Here is a 19,533-nt window from a genome sequence, read left to right on the forward strand (position 1 = left end):
ACTCTGCGCCGAACGCAGAGAAAGCGCCGTACAGCACGGCGAACGGAGCGAGGAGCGGTCCGATGGCCTTTCGTAAGGCGACGATGAAGAAGCAGGTGGCCGAGGCCATTGCACAACAGGCGCCCGGAGACCGGCCGCTGGTCTCGGTCGGAGCCGTAGCAGGGCCGACACCGTGGCTGAGTGTGGGTTTCCTCGGTCTGATCGGCCAGTTTCTGATCAAGTACTACTTCATCACGGTCACCGAACAGGCCCTGTTGGTGCAGCGGATGTCCCGCTTCTCGCAGCGGCCGAAGGAAATCGTGCACGCGATCCCGCGCGACCAGGCGCGCTCCGTCTTCGGTGAGATCCAGCTCAACCCGCTGTGGAGCTTCTACTACATGGCGCTGCCGGGCGAGGCCAAGCCGGTGCGCATCAACGTCCACCGCATGTGGCGCAATGAGCTGGAGGAGCTGCTCGCCGTCGTGGGGGGCGCTCCGGGTGCGCAGGGCGCCCCGCAGGGATACGCGCCGCAGCAGGGGTACGCCCCGGCGTCCCAGCCCCCGCAGGGCTACGCGGCGCAGCCTCCGCAGGGCCAGCCGCAGCCCCCGCAGGGTCAGCCGCAGGGGCAGCCGTACGCACAGCCGCAGGGCCAGCCGTACGCCCAGCCGCAAGCCCCCGGCGGCTACCAGCAGCCCCAGCAGCAGCCCCAGCCCGGCCAGCCCTACGGCAACCCGCAGGCCCCCGGCGCACCGGCGGCCCCGCCCCAGCAGCCGGGCCCGTACTACGGCAACCCGGGCCAGCAGGGCGGCGCTCCCGCCGACCCCCGCAACAACCCGTACGGGTGACACCGCCGGCTGGCCGTCCGTCGGCCGGCCGCGCCTCTGTCCCACGGCGCCGCGCTCCCCGAGCGCGGCGCCGTCGGTGTTTCCGGAGCCGTCGCCCGCCCGCTTCAACGGCCTTGCGGACCCCGCGGACCAACGCCGTTCACCGGCCGATAGCTTGAGCTCATGAGTGGGACAGTCGGCCAGTGGGGCCAGCGGAACGAGAGCTTTCCCGGCAGGGGCGGGGCGGCGGCGACGGTCGAGGTCGATCCCCGCGCGGTCGGTACCGTGCGGACGCGGTACGCGCCCGACCCGGACGGTGAGCCCGACCCGGGAGAGATCGTATGGACCTGGGTGCCCTACGAGGAGGCCGACGGCCGCGGCAAGGACCGGCCCGTGCTGATCGTCGCGCGGGAGGGACACAGCGACCGGTCACCGTGCCTGGCCGTCCAGCTCACCTCCAAGGCCAGGGAAGGCGACCAGGAGTGGCTGCCGCTGGGTACCGGCCCTTGGGACCGGGAGGGGCGGGAGTCATGGGTGGGGCTCGATCGGGTGCTGCGGGTGCACCCGGGCGGTATGCGGCGCGAGGCGTGCGCCCTGGACCGCGCACGCTTCAACGCCGTGGTGCACCGCTTGCAGCAGGTCTACGGGTGGCACTGAGTCGTCCTGGCAAGGAGCCGTCCTGGCACAGGGAGTCGGCCCGGCGCGCCGCGCCGGACGCCGCGCGGACGTGCGGCGGGACCGCCGGGCTGGAACGCTGAACGGTGCTGTGGGAACAGTTCGCCGCAGCACGGGTGTTGCATCGTTGACCAGCGCCACCGGGGGCGCACACGAACGAAGGGCAAAACGGGATGACGGCCACGGCGCAGAGCACGGAAGAGCACGGCACGGTGTCGCAGTTGGCAGAGATGCCGGAGGACTGGACCAGGGCGCTGGCGGTGGTCGCACACCCGGACGACCTGGAGTACGGCGCTGCCGCCGCCGTCGCCGAGTGGACGGCGCGGGGCAAGGAGGTCGTCTATGTGCTCGCCACCCGGGGCGAGGCGGGCATCGACACCATGGACCCCGCCGAGGCCGCACGCGTCCGGGAGGCCGAACAGCGCGCCAGCGCGGGGGTCGTGGGGGTCTCCGAGGTCGAGTTCCTCGGCCATCGCGACGGCGTCCTGGAGGAGGGCCCGGCGCTGCGCAGGGACATCGCGGCGGCGATCCGCCGGCACCGGCCCGAACTGGTGCTCACCCTCAACCACTACGACACCTGGGGCGGCGGCCCCGGCAGCCCCTGGAACACCCCCGACCACCGGGCGCTGGGCCGCTCCGTCCTCGACGCCGTGGGGGACGCGGGCAATCGCTGGATCTTCAGCGACCAGCTGGAGAGCGACGGCGTCCTGCCCTGGGGCGGGGTGCGGTGGGTCGCCGTCGCCGCCGCACCGGAGGTGACGCACGCCGTGCAGGTGGGGGAGGAGGCGGCCCGCAAGGGGCTTGCCTCACTGCTGGAGCACCGGGCCTATATCGAGGCGCTCACCGACCAGGACCCCGAGGAGTACGCGCGCTCCGTCGTCTACGGCGGCCTGGACCGCTACGGTCACCTGAACGGCGGCCGCCGCTCGGTCGCCTTCGAACTCCACGCCCGCTGACCTCTCGGTGCCCGGTGCCCGTCCACGGCCGTGGTGCACCGGCAGGTCTCTCCCCGCCGCGGCGGGGAGAGACGGTGGCGGCTCAGCGCCGGGCGGCGACGGCCACCGTCACCGCGGCCACCGGCACCAGCAGCGCGGCGGCGAGCAGGTTGAGCCAGCCGTAGCCCGCCTGCGCGACGACGAGGCCGGAGAGGGCGCCGCCGACGCCCGCGGCCGAGTTCATGATCAGGTCGGAGAAGCCCTGCACAGCGGCGCGGGCCTGCTGGGGGACCGAGTCGGTCAGCAGCGCGGAGCCGGAGACCAGCCCCGCCGACCAGCCGAGCCCCAGCAGGAACAGCCCCACGGCGGACTGCACATGGTTCCCGTCCGCCGTCCCGGCCAGTCCCGTGGCGCACCCCAGCAGTGCCACGCCGATCAGGATCACGCTGAACCGGCCGATCCGGTCGGCGAGCCAGCCCATCACGGGCGAGAAGGCGTACATCCCGGTGATGTGCCCGCTGATGACCAGGCCGATCAGTTCCACGCCCGCGCCGTGTCCGCCCAGGTCGACGGGGGTCATCACCATGACGGAGACCATCACGGTGTGTGAGCCGGCTATCGAGACCAGGGCGACGCGGGCGGGCGCCGAGGCGGCCACAGCGCGTATCCCGGCCCGCAGTGAGCGCTCACTGTCGGAGCTCTGGCTCGCGCTCGGCGCGTGATCCCCTCGCGCGGCTCCCTCCGCACCGGCGGGGGCCTCCTCTGCAGCTGCCGGGGTCTCCGCGCGTGCCAGCGCGCGGGCAGTCAGCAGCGGGTCGGGCCGCAGCAGCAGATGGAGCACGGCGCCGGCCGCCAGGAAGACGGCGGTGCCCCACAGGAACGGCCCCGCCGCCTCCGGTATGCCGAGGCCGGACACGCTCTTGCCCGCGGGCGCCGCGATGTTCGGTCCCAGCACGGCGCCGATGGTGGTCGCCCACACCACGGTCGAGATGGCGCGTGCCCGGTGCAGCGGCTCGGCCAGGTCGGCTGCGGCGAAGCGCGCCTGGAGGTTGGCGGTGTTGCTGGCGCCGAAGGCGGCCATGCCGACCAGCAGCAGCGGAAAGTTGCGCATCGCGGCTCCGGTCACCACGACGAGCCCGCCGACGGCGGCGACCGCGTAGGCGGAGGTCAGTCCGACGCGCCGCCCGCGCCGCGCCATCAGCGCCGCGAACGGCAGCGACAGCAGCGCCGTGCCGATGACGGAGGACGTGGACGCCAGACCGGCCACGGCCTCCGAGCCGCCCACCTCCTCGGCCAGCACGGCGGCCAGCGCCACCGCCGTGGAGACCCCGAGGCCGCCGAGGATCTGGCTGATGACCAGGGCCAGCTGCACCCGCCGTCGCGCGGCCGGCAGATCGATCCCGCCGGGCGCCGAGTGCCCTGCGAGCAGCTTGCCGGGCACGCCTTCTCCGCGCGGCCCGGCGGCCGACTCTTCTGCCCTCCCCGCCGCCGCCGTTTCCCCCGGCTTCTCCACCGCTCTCCCCGCCGTCCCCCCTGTGCTCCCCGCCGCTATGTCCCCCGGCGTGTCACCACCGTCTGCCGTTTCATGAATGTCAGTCACGTCGCGCAGTCTGGCACCCGGCCCCGGCCATCACCACGGACTTGGGGACCGTCTGCGGCGGATCAGAACAGGGGCTGGGGGAGTACGCCTTCGAGGGCGAGGAGGGCGCGTTTGGTCTCCAGGCCGCCCCCGAAGCCGCCTATCCCGCCGGAGCTCTCCAGCACCCGGTGGCAGGGCACCACGACCGGCAGCGGGTTGGAGCCCATGGCGACGCCCACAGCGCGGGCCGCGCCCGGTTCGCCGACGCGCCGCGCGAGATCCTCGTAGCCGACGGTCGCCCCGTACGGCACCTGGGCCGCCAGCGCGCGCAGCACCCGCTCGTTGAAACCGCCCGACAGCGACCAGTCCAGCGGGACGGTGAGGGGACCGGGAGAGCCGCCGAAGTAGCGGTCGAGCGCCGCCACGGCAGCGGCGAGGTGGCCGGTCGGCACGGGGCCCTGCTCGTCGGGCGGGGGCTGCGCGGGTGGGGACTCCGCGGGCTCCGGCTCGGCGCCGAGGCGGGCGGAGAGCCGGGCGAGAGCCCGGTCGACGGTGCGTCCTTCCGCGTGGAAGACGACGTTGACCAGGCCCTTTTCCGTGGCCGCGAGCAGCAGGGGCCCGATGGGCGTCTCCCGCAGGGTCCAGGCCGGCGGCCGCGCCGGGGTGTCAGTCATATCGGCACCCTAGAGGCCCCCACTGACAGTGCCCGGTGGCGGCCGGCCGGCGCCTTCGCGGGAGGAGGGATCAGCCGACGCGTGCCGTCCGCTGTACGGCGCCGCTGATCACGTCCGGCTTGTTGGTGATGATGCCGTCCACACCCGCGTCCGCGACCTTACGGGCGGTGTCGGCGTCGTTCACGGTCCAGGTGAAGACCTCCAGCGTCTTGTGGTGCGGACCCTTGAGCGCGTGCACGGCGTCCACATAGGACTTGGTCGCGTCCGTGTACGTGGGGTTGATCTGGTCGGTGAATTTCGCGTACTCCTTCAGGTCGGCGACCTTCGGGGTGCCCAGGAAGCCCGTCTTCACCTCGGGGTTCTGCTGGTGCACCTCCTGGATCGACGACTTGTCGAAGCTCTGGATGATCAGCCTGCTCCGGATGTGCCGACGGTCCAGCCAGCCCTTCTGCCGCAGCTCGCCGAGGGTCTCCTGCTCGATCCCGGGGTAGGCCGACGGCGACTTCAGCTCCAGCAGGAGCTCCTGGCCGTTCCGGGAGATGCGGTCCAGGTACTCGCCCAGGGTGGGGATCTTCTCGCCCTTGAACCGCGGGTCGAACCAGCTGCCCGCGTCCAGCGTCTTTATCTCCTTGAGGGTGAAGTCGGAGACCTTCCACGGACTGCGGTCGGGGAAGCGGTCCTCGACATCGGTGGTGCGTGAGAGCGTGGTGTCGTGGATGACGACCAGCTCGCCGTCCTTGGTGCGCTGCACATCGTTCTCGACCCAGTCGATGCCGAGCTCGTGTGCCTTGTCCACCGCGGCCAGGGTGTTCTCGGGCGCGTAGGCCGACGCTCCCCGGTGTGCCACGGTCAGGGGCGGCCGGTGCGGCTTCCGCACGTCGCTCTGCGGCCGCAGATCGGGGTCGGGGTCGGGGTCGTGGTCGGAGAAGCCGGGGAAGTTTACGCCCGGCTCCGGGATCTGTCTCGCCGGGCGTTCCGAGGCGGCGGCGGTCGGCGCGGCGGTGAGGAAGAGCGCGCTCATACCCAGCAGTGCCCCTGCTGCGGTAGCGGTCAGCGGGCGTATCGACATGCGGGTCTCCTCGCTTGTGCCTGCACGGACTGCGGAAACAGTTCCCGATGCGCAATACAAACAAGCGGGGACAAAGTGGCGTAGTGCTGAATACGGCGTGCCCAAGCCGCTGACCTGCGACGGAAGAAATTGGCAGCTATCTGCCAGTGGGGGGTAGTTTGCGCACCGGAGCCCGCTGTCAGTGGTGAGTCGTACCGTGGTGAACATGCGGCCCAACACCGAGATCGAACGCAAGGTGGCGCCCTTCGAGGTCGTCAGCCCCTATCAGCCCAGCGGCGACCAGCCGACGGCGATCGCCGAGCTCGCGCAGCGGGTCACCGGGGGTGAGAAGGATGTCGTGCTGCTGGGTGCCACGGGCACCGGCAAGTCGGCCACCACGGCCTGGATGATCGAGAAGCTCCAGCGCCCGACCCTGGTGATGGCGCCGAACAAGACGCTGGCCGCGCAGCTGGCCAACGAGTTCCGCGAGCTGCTGCCGAACAACGCGGTCGAGTACTTCGTCTCGTACTACGACTACTACCAGCCGGAGGCGTACGTCCCGCAGACGGACACCTACATCGAGAAGGACTCCTCGATCAACGAGGAGGTCGAACGCCTGCGCCACAGTGCCACGAACTCGCTGCTGACCCGGCGTGACGTGGTCGTGGTCGCCTCCGTCTCCTGCATCTACGGCCTGGGCACCCCGCAGGAGTACGTGGACCGCATGGTGCCGCTCAAGGTCGGCCAGGAGGTCGACAGGGACGAGCTGCTGCGCCGCTTCGTGGATGTGCAGTACACCCGCAACGACATGGCGTTCACCAGGGGCACCTTCCGGGTGCGCGGCGACACCATCGAGATCTTCCCGGTCTACGAGGAGCTGGCCGTCCGCATCGAGATGTTCGGTGACGAGATCGAGGCGCTCTCCACCCTGCACCCGCTCACCGGCGAGGTGATCACGGACGACCAGGAGCTGTACGTCTTCCCCGCCTCGCACTATGTGGCGGGCCCCGAGCGCATGGAGCGCGCCATCAGCGCGATCGAGGCCGAGCTGGCCGGGACGCTGGAGACGATGGAGAAGCAGGGCAAGCTCCTGGAGGCCCAGCGGCTGCGGATGCGTACGACGTACGACATCGAGATGATGCGCCAGATCGGCACCTGCTCCGGTATCGAGAACTACTCGCGGCACATCGACGGCCGTGACCCCGGCTCCGCGCCGCACACCCTGCTGGACTACTTCCCCGACGACTTCCTGCTGGTCATCGACGAGTCGCACCAGACGGTGCCGCAGATCGGCGCCATGTACGAGGGCGACGCGGCACGTAAGCGCACCCTGATCGAACACGGCTTCCGGCTGCCCTCCGCGCTGGACAACCGCCCGCTGAAGTGGGAGGAGTTCCTCGAGCGCATCGGCCAGACGGTGTACCTGTCGGCCACCCCCGGCCCCTACGAGCTGGCCCGCTCCGACGGCTATGTGGAGCAGGTCATCCGTCCCACCGGGCTGGTCGACCCCGAGGTCGTCGTCAAACCCACCGAGGGCCAGATCGACGACCTGGTGCACGAGATCCGGCTGCGCGAGGAGCGCGACGAGCGGGTGCTGGTCACCACCCTCACCAAGAAGATGGCCGAGGACCTGACGGACTACTTCCTCGAGCTGGGCATCCGCGTCCGGTATCTGCACAGCGACGTGGACACCCTGCGCCGCATCGAACTGCTGCGCGAGCTGCGCTCGGGTGAGTACGACGTCCTGGTGGGCATCAACCTGCTGCGTGAGGGCCTCGACCTGCCCGAGGTCTCGCTGGTGGCGATCCTGGACGCCGACAAGGAGGGCTTCCTGCGCTCCGGCACCTCACTGATCCAGACGATCGGCCGCGCGGCCCGTAACGTCTCGGGTCAGGTCCATATGTACGCCGACCAGGTCACCCCCGGAATGCAGCGGGCGATCGACGAGACCAACCGGCGCCGCGAGAAGCAGATCGCCTACAACGCGGAACACGGCATCGACCCCGAGCCGCTGCGCAAGAAGATCGGCGACATCGTCGCGGACATCGCCCGGGAGCAGATCGACACCGAGGCGCTGCTGGATACGGGCTACCGCCAGCGGGACGAGACGGGCAAGGGCGGCAAGGCGGCCAAGGGCAAGGCGCCGACCCCCGCCAAGGGCAAGGCCGCCAAGGGCGCCGGAGCCGGGGAGCTGACCGACCGGCCCGCCGCCGAGCTGGCGCAGACGATCGAGGACCTGACCGAGCGGATGCGCGCCGCGGCGGCCGAGCTCCAGTTCGAGGTCGCAGCGCGGCTGCGGGACGAGGTCGGCGAGCTGAAGAAGGAGCTGCGTCAGATGAAGGAGGCGGGGCTCAAGTAGCGCCCTGCGCTGGCGGTGCCGCGCGGAGTGTTGCAAGACCGACACAAGTCCCGGGCGGCCACCCAGGCTGTCGGTGCCCTTGCGTAGGGTGCTGTGCCTGGTGGCCGTCGGCCGGTGGCGGCCCCGGTTCAGAGAGGGGACGCACGTGTCGGTCAACTTGTCCAAGGGCCAGGGGATCAGCCTGCAGAAGAGCGACGGGGCGACGCTCACGGCGGTGCGCATGGGCCTGGGCTGGCGGGCCGCACCGCGTCGCGGGCTGTTCGGCAAGCGCACCAAGGAGATCGACCTCGACGCCTCGGCGGTGCTCTTCGCCGACAAGCAGCCGGTCGACGTGGTCTTCTTCCGGCACCTGGTGAGCGACGACGGCTCGGTCAAGCACACCGGTGACAACCTGGTGGGCGGCGCGGGCCAGGGCGGCGACGACGAGGCGATCATGGTGGACCTGCAGCGCGTGCCGGTCCACATCGACCAGATCGTCTTCACGGTCAACTCGTTCACCGGACAGACGTTCGCCGAGGTCGAGAACGCCTTCTGCCGCATCGTCGACGAGACCACCGGCGAGGAGCTGGCCCGCTACACCCTCACCGGCGGCGGCCAGTACACGGCGCAGATCATGGCCAAGGTGCACCGGCAGGGGAACGGCTGGCAGATGACCGCCATCGGGGAGCCCGCCAACGGCCGCACCTTCCAGGACCTGATGCCGACGATCCTGCCGAAGCTGTGAACGGCCCGGTCTGAACCGGCTGTAGCGGTCCCCGGCGCTGTCCCAGCTGTGGCAGGCCGGAATCCGTCGTAGGTGTGACGAGCCAGGGGAGAGGCACGACGATGACGGCCGAGTTGGTCCGGGGACAGAACCGCCCGCTGCCCGGGACCCGGGTGGAGATCCGGGTCTCGGCAGGCACCCCGGTCATCGCCGGGGTGACGCTCAACGACCAGCAGGGGCGGATGCGTGACGCGGGGTGGACGGCCCACCCGGCAGCGCCCCAACTGCCGGGGGTCGAGGTCTCCCGCCAGGCGGCGGCCGTGCACCACCTCGCCGTCGATCTGGACGCGCTGCCGCAGGACGTGCACCGGGTCAACATCCTGCTCGCCCTGCCCACCGGGCCGGAGTTCCCGCCCGACTTCTCCTCTCTCGCCGCCCCCTTCCTCGCCGTCACCGGTCTGGACGGCGAGGAGATCGTCAGCTACACGGCGACGGGGCTGAGCGCCGAGTCGGCCGTGGTCGCCCTGGAGCTGTATCTGCGGCAGGGCAGCTGGAAGGTGCGTGCCGTCGGACAGGGGTACGCCGGAGGGCTCGCCGCAATGCTCGCCGACCAGGGGCTGGCCGAGGCCGGCGCTCTCGCCGACACCATCAACGAGGCGGTGGCGGCCGGAATGGCCCGCTCGTTCGGGCACGCCCCCCAGGGGCCGACCCGGCACGCCACGGGCGCCCGCACGGAGCCGGCACAGTCGGCCTCGCCGCCGCCACCGCCGCCCGGGGGCCGGCCGGCCCCCGGGGCACAACAGCCCGCCGACGGGGCCGACGGAACCCATGGCGGCGGCCCGATCGACTACCGCCACCCGCGCCGCGCCACACCCGCCTCACCGCCCACCCCACCGGCCGCCCCCGCCGGGCAGCCCCGGCCCGGCGCGGTCCCGGCGCAGCCCGGCCCGCCCGCGCAGTCCGGCCCGCCCGCGCAGTCCGGCCCGCCCGCGCAGTCCGGTACGGCCCCGCAGCCGGGCCCGGGGCCGCGCCCCGCACCGGGGCAGCCCGGTGGGGCCGACAGTTCGCAGCCCGTCGCCGGAGACGCCCCCGGCTGGTCGATGGAGGAGCGGCTCTACAACCAGGTGTGGGGCATGTTCGAGGACCTGGCGCGCAGCGTGGCGGCCTACCGCTCGGCCGTCGATTTCGCCGACTCCCGGATGGACCGGGAGCTCGACAGCGTGCTCGACGACCCGCGGGCCCGGGTCGGCCCGGCGGCGGAGGCGGCCCGCGCCCAGGCCCAGGCCAAGCGGGACGCGCTCATCGAGCAGGCCCGGGCGGCCCTGGAGCGGGACATGGGCCAGCTCGAGGCCGAGTCCGAGGTGGTCGAACCGGCCCTGCCGCCCGCGCTGGCCCGCTGGGACAACCCCGTATGGCAGGCGTACGAGCCACCCGCCGAGCCCCCCATGGCGTTGCGGGTGGGCGATCTGAGCATCCCCGAGCGCGCGGAGCTGCGGATACCCATGCTGGTGCGGCTGCCGCTGGAGCGGGGGCTGTGGATCGACAGCGGCCGCCCGCGGGGTGGCGAGTCCGCCTTGGTGGACGCGGACGAGCTGCGCCGCCTCGCGCAGGCGACGGCCACGGCGCTGGCCGCCCGGATCGTCGCCGTGCACCCGGCTGACGAGCTGACGCTGCACGTCATCGACCCGGCGGGGTCGGCCGCCACGGCGCTGCTGCCGCTGGTGGAGTCGGGCGTGCTGCGGGAGCCGCCCGCAGCCGGCGCCTCCGGGGTGGCGCGCACGCTGGAGCGGCTGACGCAGCGGGTGGATCTGGTGCAGATGGCGGTCCGCAGCCGCGCCACCGACGCGCTACCGCCCGACCTGGACCTGGCCGATCAGCTCCTGGTCGTCCACGACTTCCCGCACGGTTTCGACGACCGGGCGGTCAACCAGCTGCGCTACCTCGCGGACGAGGGGCCGTCGGTGGGGGTCAGCCTGCTGATGGTGGCCGACCGGGAGGAGGCACGGGGCTACGGGCCGGTTCTCGACCCGCTGTGGCGCTCGCTGCTGCGGCTGACGCCGGTGCCCGACGACCATCTCGCCGACCCCTGGGTGGGGCACGCCTGGACGTACGAGCCGCCGCTGGCGCCCAGCGGCAGCCAGGTCGTGCCGCAGGTGCTGCGGCGCGTCGTGGCCGCGCGCCACTCCTCGGGGAGCTGAGCCCCCCGGGGAGCTCACTCCCCGCGGACTGATCTCTTCCCGCCTCCGGCGAGGTGCGGGCCCTCCCGGACCCCGCACTTTACCTTTTCATGGGATTACTTTACTCTCTCTTCAACGGAGGGGAGTATTCCCAGCCATGCGGTGTCCCCGTCAGTACGGGCCGGACAGGACGGTCCCGGGGCACCGGCCCGGTCGCTATGGGCGGCGCGCCGGGTGGAAGAGACCTCCGGCCCATGCTTGAAATGCAAGCCGGAGGAACGCCCGTGGACATCTCTGCAACCGCCTGGGTGCTGACCATCGTCGGTCTGTGCGCCCTGATCGCGGTCGACTTCTTCATCGGCGGCCGCAAGCCGCACGACGTCTCCCTCAAGGAAGCCGGCATCTGGACCACGGTCTGGATCGTGCTGGCGGTGCTCTTTGGACTCGGCCTCTTCCTCTTCGGCGGCGGTCAGGCGTCCGGCGAGTTCTTCGCCGGCTTCATCACCGAGAAGTCGCTCAGCGTCGACAACCTCTTCGTCTTCGTCCTGATCATGGCGAAGTTCGCCGTACCGTCCGTCTACCAGCAGCGGGTGCTGATGGTGGGGGTGCTGATCGCGCTGGTGCTGCGGGGCATCTTCATCGCGGCGGGCGCGGCGATCATCTCGACCTTCTCCTGGGTCTTCTTCATCTTCGGCGCCTTCCTCATCTGGACCGCGTGGAAGCTCATCCAGGAGGCGCGCTCCGGCGAGCAGGAGGAGGAGTTCGAGGAGAACCGCCTGCTCAAGGCGGTCGAGCGGCGCTTCCCCTCGACGGACAAGTACCACGGCACCAAGCTGTTCGTGGTCGAGAACGGCAAGCGTCTGATGACGCCCATGCTGATCGTGATGCTGGCGATCGGCACCACCGATGTGCTCTTCGCGCTGGACTCCATCCCCGCGATCTTCGGCCTCACCCAGGACCCGTACATCGTCTTCACCGCCAACGCCTTCGCGCTGATGGGCCTGCGGCAGCTCTACTTCCTGATCGGGGGCCTGCTGCAGAAGCTGGTCCACCTGTCCTACGGGCTGTCGGTCATCCTCGGCTTCATCGGCGTCAAGCTGGTGCTGCACGCCCTGCACGAGACGGGGGTGCATGTGCCGGAGATCAGCATTCCGGTCTCGCTGGGCGTCATCTGCGCCGTGCTGATCGTCACCACGATCACCTCGCTGGCCGCCTCCCGGAAGCAGGCCGCCGCCGAGAAGGACGCCGAGCGGGAGGAGCGCGCCCACGCCGACTCCTGAGCGCGCGGCCCGGCGCGCTGATCCGGTCTCCCGGCCCCGCCCCGCCTCCTTCCGGTAGGGGGCGGGGCCGGGATCTTTCCACTGGCGCGGTGACCCGGCCCTGCCGCGTCACCCGCCGAGGGTCACCCGCCCACGGTCACCCGCCCACGGTCACCTTCCGCGTGGCGCGTTCACCGTTGACGATCACCGAAAGAGCGACCGTGCCGGGACTGCGCCCGGTGAGGGTGCCGTCGGCCGGATCGTAGGAGGCCACGCAGCGTCCACGGGGCACGGCGCCCTTGACGCACAGCCCCGGGGAGCCCGGCCAGTCCGCGCTCACCGGCCAGCCGACCGGGACCCGGCGAGCGGTCGGTCCGCTGCCCTGCTCCACGGTCGCCGACGCCTTCGCCTCGCCGCCCACCGAGAGCCGCTCGGGGGCTTCCAGCAGCAGTCCGTCCACATGGGGGCGGGTCTGCACCGAGATCCAGTCCCCGTCCCGCGACCGCCCCTGGTCGACGCCCAGCAGCGACCAGCCGGTGAAGCCGCCCTCGCCCGGCGGCGCGGCGGGGGTCTTGGCCGAGTTGCCGTTCACCAGATAGGGCACGCCATCCACCCGCGAGGCGTCGAAGACGCCGACATGGCCCGCCACCAGTGCCGCGCCCTTCCCCGAGCGGGAGCGGAAGTCGGCCAGCCACCTCTCCAGCAGGTCGGCCTCCATCCGGTCGGTGAGCCGGCTGGCCCGCTGCGGCGTCGGGTCGCGCGGCGGCACGTGCTGAATGACGGCGACCGAGCTGATACGGCGGTCGCGGGCCGCGTCGTCCAACTGCCGCCGCAACTCCTGGAACTGCGCGTATCCGCCACCGCGTACCGTCAGCGACGAGGTGTCCAGCGTGATGAACCGTGTTCCGCGGTGGTCGAACGTGCGCTGGGTGGGACCGAACTCCTTGATGAAGTTGGCGATCGAGCCGCCCATCACCTCATGGTTGCCCGGTACGTAGTACCAGTCGACGGCGTCACCCAGCTCCTCCTGGAGTATCTTGCGCGCGAACGCCAGATCCGCCGGTGCTCCCTCGTCCACCAGGTCGCCGTTGATGACGACGAAGTCGGGCCGCGCCGCGCGGATCTCCCGCAGGGTCCTGCGCGCCTGCCGTACGCCCTCGCTGTCCGGGTCACGTGCCACGAACTGCGCGTCCGACATCACGGCGAACCGCCAGTCGCGGCCCGCCGTGTCGGCCGCCGTGGAGATCAGCGGATCGTGCGGCCGTCCCGCGGTCGGCAGGTCGACGTCCGGCGGGGTCCGCGCCACCAGTTCGTCCAGCACCACCTCGCCCTTGTACTGCGCGGTGGGCCGGGTCTCGGCGACATAGAAGCGGTGCAGTTTCAGCGGGTAGGCCACCCCTTCGGGAACCTCGAAGGTGATCCGCTGCCAGCCCCGCCACTCGACCAGTGGTCCGCGCAGCACTTGGTCGGTGCCTGCCGCGTCCTTGAGATGGAGCGAGGGCCACGCGCCCGACCCGTCGCCTTTGAGCCACAGGGTGAAGCTGCGCGGCTGGCCGGGAATCTCCCGCTCCGAGGGCGGTTTGGCGTAGGCGGCGCGAGTGGCTGTCGACTGGGTGAAGTCGTAGCTGAGCTTCAGCCCCGCCCCCTCCTTGCCCGCTGGTTCCGAGGCCACCGATCCGCTGGCCCGCGCGGCGCTGAACGTCCAGCTGGAGGCGTCCTCGAAATCGGCCACCTGCTGCTCCCGCAGCCCGACCGTGACGGCCAGCCGTGTCGAGTGTCCCCTCACCGTGATGATCACGGTGCCGGAGGCGGACCCCTGCCCGGAACGGGTCCTGACGGTGAACGCGCCGCTTCCGGCGTCCTTGTCCGGAACGATCGAGAACAGCGAACGGTCGTAGGAGAGTTGTGCGTCGGCCGGTTCGACGGGCGCGCTGTTGCCGTCCGCGTCGTAGCCGAGCAGCCCGAACGAGCCGTCGGCCCCGCCGTCCGCCAGCCCCACCCGGTCGGTCGTGGGCCGGATACGGTCCAGCTCCCCGAGGACCCGCAGCCGGGTGCTGCCCCGCGCCGCGCCGGCGCGCGCGGTGACGTCGGTGTGTCCTGCGCGGCGCGCATGGAAGACGCCCCGCGCGTCCACCCGCCCCACTCCCGGCCGCTGGGCACGCCAGCGCGGCCGTGGCGCGCCGTCGGCGGGCCCGTAGGTCTCGTCGTACGCGGCCGCCGTGAGCTCGCGCGTCAGGCCGGGGAAGACGCGGTCGGGGTGACCGCCGGGCATGTTGTCGGCCGTGGCCGCCTCGTCCGGGTCGATGGCCGTCTTCACCCAGAAGCCGGACAGCCGCCCCGAGCCCGCGGGCGCCGTCAGTGCCAGCCCGTCGGGGACCTCCCGTTCCTCGCCGTCCGAGGGGGAGTTCTCCAGCTTGAGCGTGTTGCTGCCCGGCTCGCGGGCCAGCAGGGTGGAGGAGCCGCCGCCGTCCAGGTTGAGCGCGTTGTGGGCGCCGAGCTTCTTCATCATCAGCGCGAGCTCGGTCAGCGTCACCCCGCCCGAGGCCGCCTGCCTGCCGTCCACCGTCAGCACGTGCATGGTGCCGCCGTCCTTGGAGAAGCCGACCGCGGTGCGCGGCGCCGCGGTGTTGTTCGGCCTGCCGTCCCAGTTCTGCGGCTCTCCGTTCTCGACGAGCACCCCGCGCCCGCCGACCGCTGTGCGCGGCACGGGGGAACCGTCGTCGGTGCGCACCCGGTACTCGAAGCCGACCGGGTCGCCGGTGTCCAGCGCCGCCAGCCGCTGGGCGCCGTCGCCCCGGCCGAGGAGGACGCTCACACCCTCGGGGATGTCCCCCTTTCCGGGCTTCTCGGCCACGCCGGAGACCTTGCCGTCCTCGACGGTCACCTCGGTGACGTCCTTCGCCTGGTCGACCGTCAGGGCGCGGTCCGCCGCACCCCAGTCGGCGTCGTACAGGCCGATACCGTTCGCGGGCACATTGGCCGCGTCCCGGCCGCCGAGCGGCACGGTACCGCCCGGGAGGGTGACGGTGCCCTCGAAGTACAGGTCCAGGATGCGCCCCGCGGCTCCCGGGCCGATGCCGACCGCCTCGGAGACGCCCGGCTCCGGCGAGTGGGTGGGCTTCCCGTCGCGTACACCGGGGCCGAGCGGGGCGCCCGTCTCGTTGATGTCGAAGAAGTCGCCGTTGAGCGCGGCGATGGTGCGGCGCCCCTTGCCGGGGTCGTGCTCCTCGGCGAGCTGCCTGACCGTCCGGCGCTCGGTGACCTTGCCGGAGGAGAGGTGGTCGGCAGTCGCCCCGGTGCGCGCCTCGCCCAGCTTGAGCGTGAGCGCGTCGGCACGCAGCCATTTGTCCGACTCGAGCCGTTCGAAGGAGGTGAGTTCGGCTCCGGGGGCGAGGGGGCGGGTGGTGCGGGAGAGTTCCATGCCGTCGCCGTCGGGGACGGCTCCGGGCTTCGGCGGGCCGGGCGGCTCGGGCGCCGCGGTCGCCGCCGTCGCGGCGGCGGGCCGCCCGGCCGTGGCCAGGGCCGGGCCGGACGGCAGCACGCCGGTGAGCAGCGCGGAGACGGCCGCGGCCGTCAGCAGCGACCTGGCGAATCCGGCACGGGCGAGTCTTGCGCGAGCGTGGACCTGTCTCACGACGTCCCCCACTAAGACCAGTGATCTCGGCACTTTTTGCGCACAGTGCCGCACAGGGTCCCAAGGGGGACCGGTCTACACCAGAGGGCCGGAGCGAAGTCGGGGGAAACGGTGCGTTACTTCCACCGGTTGGCCGTAGGCGCCCCGTCAGGGGGCGCGGGGAACTGCGCAGCCCCTCCTCGGAACACCCCGGCACGGGTCATCCCGCGAGGAGCTTGCCCTTCTCCACCTTCACCGGCATCGAGGGCAGTGCCGTGGTGGCCGGCCCCTTCGCCACCTTGCCGGAGTCCACCTGGAAACGGCTCCCGTGCAGGGGGCAGACCGCGACCTCGCCGTCGATCCGGTCGAGGGTGCTCCCCTGGTGGGTGCACACGGCGCTGAACGCCTTGAAGTCACCCTTCTCGGGCTGCGAGACCAGCACCTTCTGATCCGCGTACAGCTTGGCTCCGCCCACCGGCACCGCCTCGGCGTCGCCCAGCTCGACAGGCTTGTCGGTGGTCGGCTCCGCTGAACCCTTGTCCGATTCACCGCCTCCGCCGCACGCCGCGGCGGTCAGTCCCAGCGCGGCCAGCGCGGCACCGCACAGCACGGTGCGGCGCGTGGCCGTCGATTCCTCGCTCGTTGTCACGCGCCGCACTCTACGTCCGCCGCACCGATGGTGCACCAGGTCAGCGCTTGCGGGCTGCCGACTTCTTCGCGGCGGCGGCCTTCTTCGCTGCCCCCTCCTTGGCGGGGGCCTTCCTGGCGGGAGCGTTCTTGGCAGGGGCCTTCTTTGCGGGAGCCTTCGCGGCGGGCCTCGGCGGGGCCGCCGCGTCGCTGACACGGTCGCCCAGCATCTCGCGGAGGAACTTCCCGGTGTGGCTGCCCGGGATCGCCGCCACCTCTTCCGGGGTGCCCTCCGCGACCACCAGGCCGCCGCCGTTGCCGCCCTCGGGGCCGAGGTCCACGACCCAGTCGGCGGTCTTGATGACGTCCAGGTTGTGCTCGATGACCAGTACCGAGTTGCCCTTGTCGACCAGGCCCTCCAGGACGCCGATCAGCTTCCTGATGTCCTCGAAGTGGAGGCCGGTCGTGGGCTCGTCCAGGACGTAGACGGTGCGTCCCGTGGACCGCTTCTGCAACTCGCTGGCGAGCTTGACCCGCTGCGCCTCACCACCCGAAAGAGTCGGCGCGGGCTGGCCGAGGCGCACATAGCCCAGGCCCACGTCGTTGAGGGTCCGCAGATGGCGGGCGATCGCCGGCACCGCCTCGAAGAAGTCCATGGCCTGCTCGATCGGCATGTCCAGGACCTCGGCGATGTTCTTGCCCTTGTAGTGCACCTCCAGGGTCTCCCGGTTGTAGCGCGCACCGTGGCAGACCTCGCAGGGCACGTACACATCCGGCAGGAAGTTCATCTCGATCTTGATCGTGCCGTCGCCCGCGCAGTTCTCGCAGCGGCCGCCCTTGACGTTGAACGAGAAGCGGCCCTGCTGGTAGCCCCGGACCTTCGCCTCGGTCGTCTCGGCGAACAGCTTGCGCACATGGTCGAAGACGCCGGTGTACGTGGCCGGGTTGGAGCGCGGCGTACGGCCGATCGGCGACTGGTCGACGTGCACCACCTTGTCGACCAGATCGTCGCCCTCGACGCGGGTGTGCCTGCCGGGCACCGTCTTGGCGCCCTGCAGCTCGCGCGCCAGATGGGTGTAGAGGATGTCGTTGACCAGCGTGGACTTGCCGGAACCCGACACGCCCGTGACGGCCGTCAGCACGCCCAGCGGGAAGGAGACGTCGATGTTGCGCAGGTTGTTCTCGCGTGCGCCGCGTACGGTCAACTGCCGTGCCGGGTCGACGGGGCGGCGCACCTGCGGGGTGGGGATCTCGCGTTTGCCTGACAGATAGTCGCCGGTGACCGAGTCCTCGTTGGCCAGCAGCTCCTTCAACGGGCCGCTGTGCACGACCTTGCCGCCGTGCTCGCCGGCGCCCGGACCGATGTCCACCACCCAGTCGGACGCCTTGATGGTGTCCTCGTCGTGCTCGACGACGATGAGGGTGTTGCCCAGGTCGCGCAGCCGCACCAGGGTCTCGATCAGCCGGTGGTTGTCGCGCTGGTGCAGGCCGATGGACGGCTCGTCCAGCACGTACAGCACACCGACAAGACCGGAGCCGATCTGGGTGGCCAGCCGGATGCGCTGGGCCTCGCCTCCGGAGAGGGTGCCCGCCGCGCGGTTGAGCGTCAGGTAGTCCAGGCCGACGTCCACCAGGAAGCGCAGCCGCTCGTTGACCTCCTTGAGCACCCGCTGGGCGATCTGCTTGTCGCGTCCGCTCAGCTCCAGCTCGCGGAGGAATTCCGCGCACTCGGTGATCGACATCGCGGAGACCTCCGCGATCGACTTGCCCTGCACGGTCACCGAGAGGATGAGCGGCTTGAGCCGGGTGCCCTCGCACGCGGGGCAGTTCACCTCGCGCATATAGCCCTCGAAGCGCTCCCGGCTGCTGTCGGTCTCCGCCTCGGAGTGCCGCCGCTTGACGAACGGTACGACGCCCTCGAACGCGGTGGTGTAGGCGCGCTCGCGGCCGTACCTGTTGCGGTAGCGGACCTCGACCTGTGTCTTGTGCCCGTACAGCAGTGCCTTCTTGGCCCGTGCGGGCAGGCCCGCCCACGGGATGTCCGTACGGAAGCCGAGCGCGTCGGCCAGCGCGCCGATGAGGCGGCCGAAGTACTCCCTGGTGTGCCCGTGCGACCAGGGGTGCAGGGCTCCCTCGTCCAGCGACTTGTCCTCGTCGGGGACGATCAGCTCCGGGTCGACCTCCATCCGGGTGCCGATGCCGGTGCACTCCTGGCAGGCGCCGAAGGGCGAGTTGAAGGAGAAGGAGCGCGGCTCCAGTTCCTCGAACGAGAGGTCGTCATAGGGGCAGTACAGATGCTCGGAGTACATCCGCTCGCGCTGCGGGTCGTCCGGCTCCAGATCGACGAAGTCGAGGATGACCATGCCGCCGGAGAGGCCCAGCGCGGTCTCCACCGAGTCGGTGAGCCGCCGCTTGGCGGTGGGCTTGACGGTCAGGCGGTCGACGACCACCTCGATCGTGTGCTTCTCCTGCTTCTTCAGCTTCGGCGGCTCGGACAGCTGGACGGTCTGCCCGTCCACGCGGGCGCGGCTGTAGCCCTTGGTCTGCAGCTCGTTGAAGAGGTCGAGGAACTCGCCCTTGCGCTGGCGCACCAGCGGGGAGAGCACCTGGAAGCGGCTGCCCTCCTCCAGGTCGAGCACCTTGTCCACGATGGCCTGCGGCGACTGGCGGGTGATCGGGCGGCCGCAGGCCGGACAGTGCGGCTTGCCGATACGGGCGTAGAGCAGCCGCAGGTAGTCGTAGACCTCGGTGATGGTGCCGACCGTCGAGCGCGGGTTGCGCGAGGTGGACTTCTGGTCGATGGAGACCGCGGGTGAGAGGCCCTCGATGAAGTCGACGTCGGGCTTGTCCATCTGCCCGAGGAACTGCCGTGCGTAGGCGGACAGCGACTCGACGTAGCGCCGCTGGCCCTCGGCGAAGATCGTGTCGAAGGCGAGCGAGGACTTCCCGGAGCCCGAGAGCCCCGTGAAGACGATGAGCGAGTCGCGAGGGAGGTCTATCGAGACGTTCTGCAGGTTGTGCTCGCGAGCGCCACGGACGAGAAGACGGTCGGCCACGCCTGTCGGCACCTTTCGTGTGAGA

13 protein-coding genes are annotated in these 19,533 nt (G+C 71.4%); 7 read left to right on the forward strand and 6 right to left on the reverse strand.

What is annotated here, in order from left to right; translation table 11 throughout:
* Window positions 1-62 precede the first annotated feature (62 nt).
* The 3 genes from HC362_RS26110 to HC362_RS26120 all read left to right on the forward strand — a co-directional run bounded on the left by HC362_RS26110 (window position 63) and on the right by HC362_RS26120 (window position 2,434).
* Window positions 63-824: a hypothetical protein gene (locus tag HC362_RS26110; RefSeq protein WP_243086590.1), complete on the forward strand. Its 762-nt coding sequence runs from the start codon at window positions 63-65 to the stop codon at window positions 822-824.
* A gap of 162 nt (window positions 825-986) precedes the next feature.
* Window positions 987-1,460 carry a type II toxin-antitoxin system PemK/MazF family toxin gene (locus tag HC362_RS26115; RefSeq protein ID WP_243086591.1) on the forward strand — a complete coding sequence of 158 codons (474 nt, stop codon included), beginning with the start codon at window positions 987-989 and terminating at the stop codon, window positions 1,458-1,460.
* A 191-nt stretch (window positions 1,461-1,651) separates the two neighbouring features.
* Window positions 1,652-2,434, forward strand: a complete 783-nt coding sequence (locus tag HC362_RS26120; RefSeq protein WP_243086592.1) for a PIG-L deacetylase family protein — start codon at window positions 1,652-1,654, stop codon at window positions 2,432-2,434.
* An 82-nt stretch (window positions 2,435-2,516) separates the two neighbouring features.
* Here HC362_RS26120 and HC362_RS26125 read toward each other — a convergent pair whose 3' ends face one another.
* The 3 genes from HC362_RS26125 to HC362_RS26135 all read right to left on the reverse strand — a co-directional run bounded on the left by HC362_RS26125 (window position 2,517) and on the right by HC362_RS26135 (window position 5,735).
* A complete protein-coding gene (locus tag HC362_RS26125; protein WP_243086593.1) occupies window positions 2,517-3,854 on the reverse strand; it encodes an MFS transporter in 1,338 nt (445 codons plus the stop codon).
* Between the two features lie 221 nt (window positions 3,855-4,075).
* The gene (locus tag HC362_RS26130) at window positions 4,076-4,666 is read right to left on the reverse strand and encodes a methylated-DNA--[protein]-cysteine S-methyltransferase (RefSeq protein ID WP_243086594.1); all 591 of its coding nucleotides are present in this window, start codon (window positions 4,664-4,666) and stop codon (window positions 4,076-4,078) included.
* Window positions 4,667-4,736: 70 nt separating this feature from the next.
* The gene (locus HC362_RS26135) at window positions 4,737-5,735 is read right to left on the reverse strand and encodes a glycerophosphodiester phosphodiesterase family protein (RefSeq protein WP_243086595.1); all 999 of its coding nucleotides are present in this window, start codon (window positions 5,733-5,735) and stop codon (window positions 4,737-4,739) included.
* A gap of 205 nt (window positions 5,736-5,940) precedes the next feature.
* Between HC362_RS26135 and uvrB the strand changes: the two genes are divergently transcribed.
* The 4 genes from uvrB to HC362_RS26155 all read left to right on the forward strand — a co-directional run bounded on the left by uvrB (window position 5,941) and on the right by HC362_RS26155 (window position 12,233).
* On the forward strand, window positions 5,941-8,073 hold the full coding sequence (gene uvrB, locus HC362_RS26140) for an excinuclease ABC subunit UvrB (RefSeq protein WP_279240138.1): 2,133 nt from the start codon (window positions 5,941-5,943) through the stop codon (window positions 8,071-8,073).
* 145 nt (window positions 8,074-8,218) lie between these two features.
* On the forward strand, window positions 8,219-8,797 hold the full coding sequence (locus tag HC362_RS26145; RefSeq protein WP_243086596.1) for a TerD family protein: 579 nt from the start codon (window positions 8,219-8,221) through the stop codon (window positions 8,795-8,797).
* Between the two features lie 101 nt (window positions 8,798-8,898).
* The gene (locus tag HC362_RS26150; RefSeq protein ID WP_243086597.1) at window positions 8,899-10,974 is read left to right on the forward strand and encodes a TerD family protein; all 2,076 of its coding nucleotides are present in this window, start codon (window positions 8,899-8,901) and stop codon (window positions 10,972-10,974) included.
* Window positions 10,975-11,237: 263 nt separating this feature from the next.
* Window positions 11,238-12,233, forward strand: coding sequence for a TerC family protein (locus HC362_RS26155; protein ID WP_243086598.1), 996 nt, complete (start codon window positions 11,238-11,240; stop codon window positions 12,231-12,233).
* Between the two features lie 136 nt (window positions 12,234-12,369).
* Here HC362_RS26155 and HC362_RS26160 read toward each other — a convergent pair whose 3' ends face one another.
* The 3 genes from HC362_RS26160 to uvrA all read right to left on the reverse strand — a co-directional run bounded on the left by HC362_RS26160 (window position 12,370) and on the right by uvrA (window position 19,508).
* Window positions 12,370-15,633 (reverse strand): phosphodiester glycosidase family protein, encoded by a 3,264-nt coding sequence (locus tag HC362_RS26160; RefSeq protein ID WP_243088822.1) that lies wholly within the window; start codon window positions 15,631-15,633, stop codon window positions 12,370-12,372.
* A gap of 412 nt (window positions 15,634-16,045) precedes the next feature.
* A complete protein-coding gene (locus HC362_RS26165; RefSeq protein ID WP_243086599.1) occupies window positions 16,046-16,483 on the reverse strand; it encodes a Rieske (2Fe-2S) protein in 438 nt (145 codons plus the stop codon).
* Window positions 16,484-16,514: 31 nt separating this feature from the next.
* The gene (uvrA, locus tag HC362_RS26170) at window positions 16,515-19,508 is read right to left on the reverse strand and encodes an excinuclease ABC subunit UvrA (RefSeq protein ID WP_243086600.1); all 2,994 of its coding nucleotides are present in this window, start codon (window positions 19,506-19,508) and stop codon (window positions 16,515-16,517) included.
* Window positions 19,509-19,533 lie beyond the last annotated feature (25 nt).

This window comes from Streptomyces sp. 891-h (assembly GCF_022760275.1).
Classification (GTDB): Bacteria; Actinomycetota; Actinomycetes; order Streptomycetales; family Streptomycetaceae; genus Streptomyces; species Streptomyces spirodelae.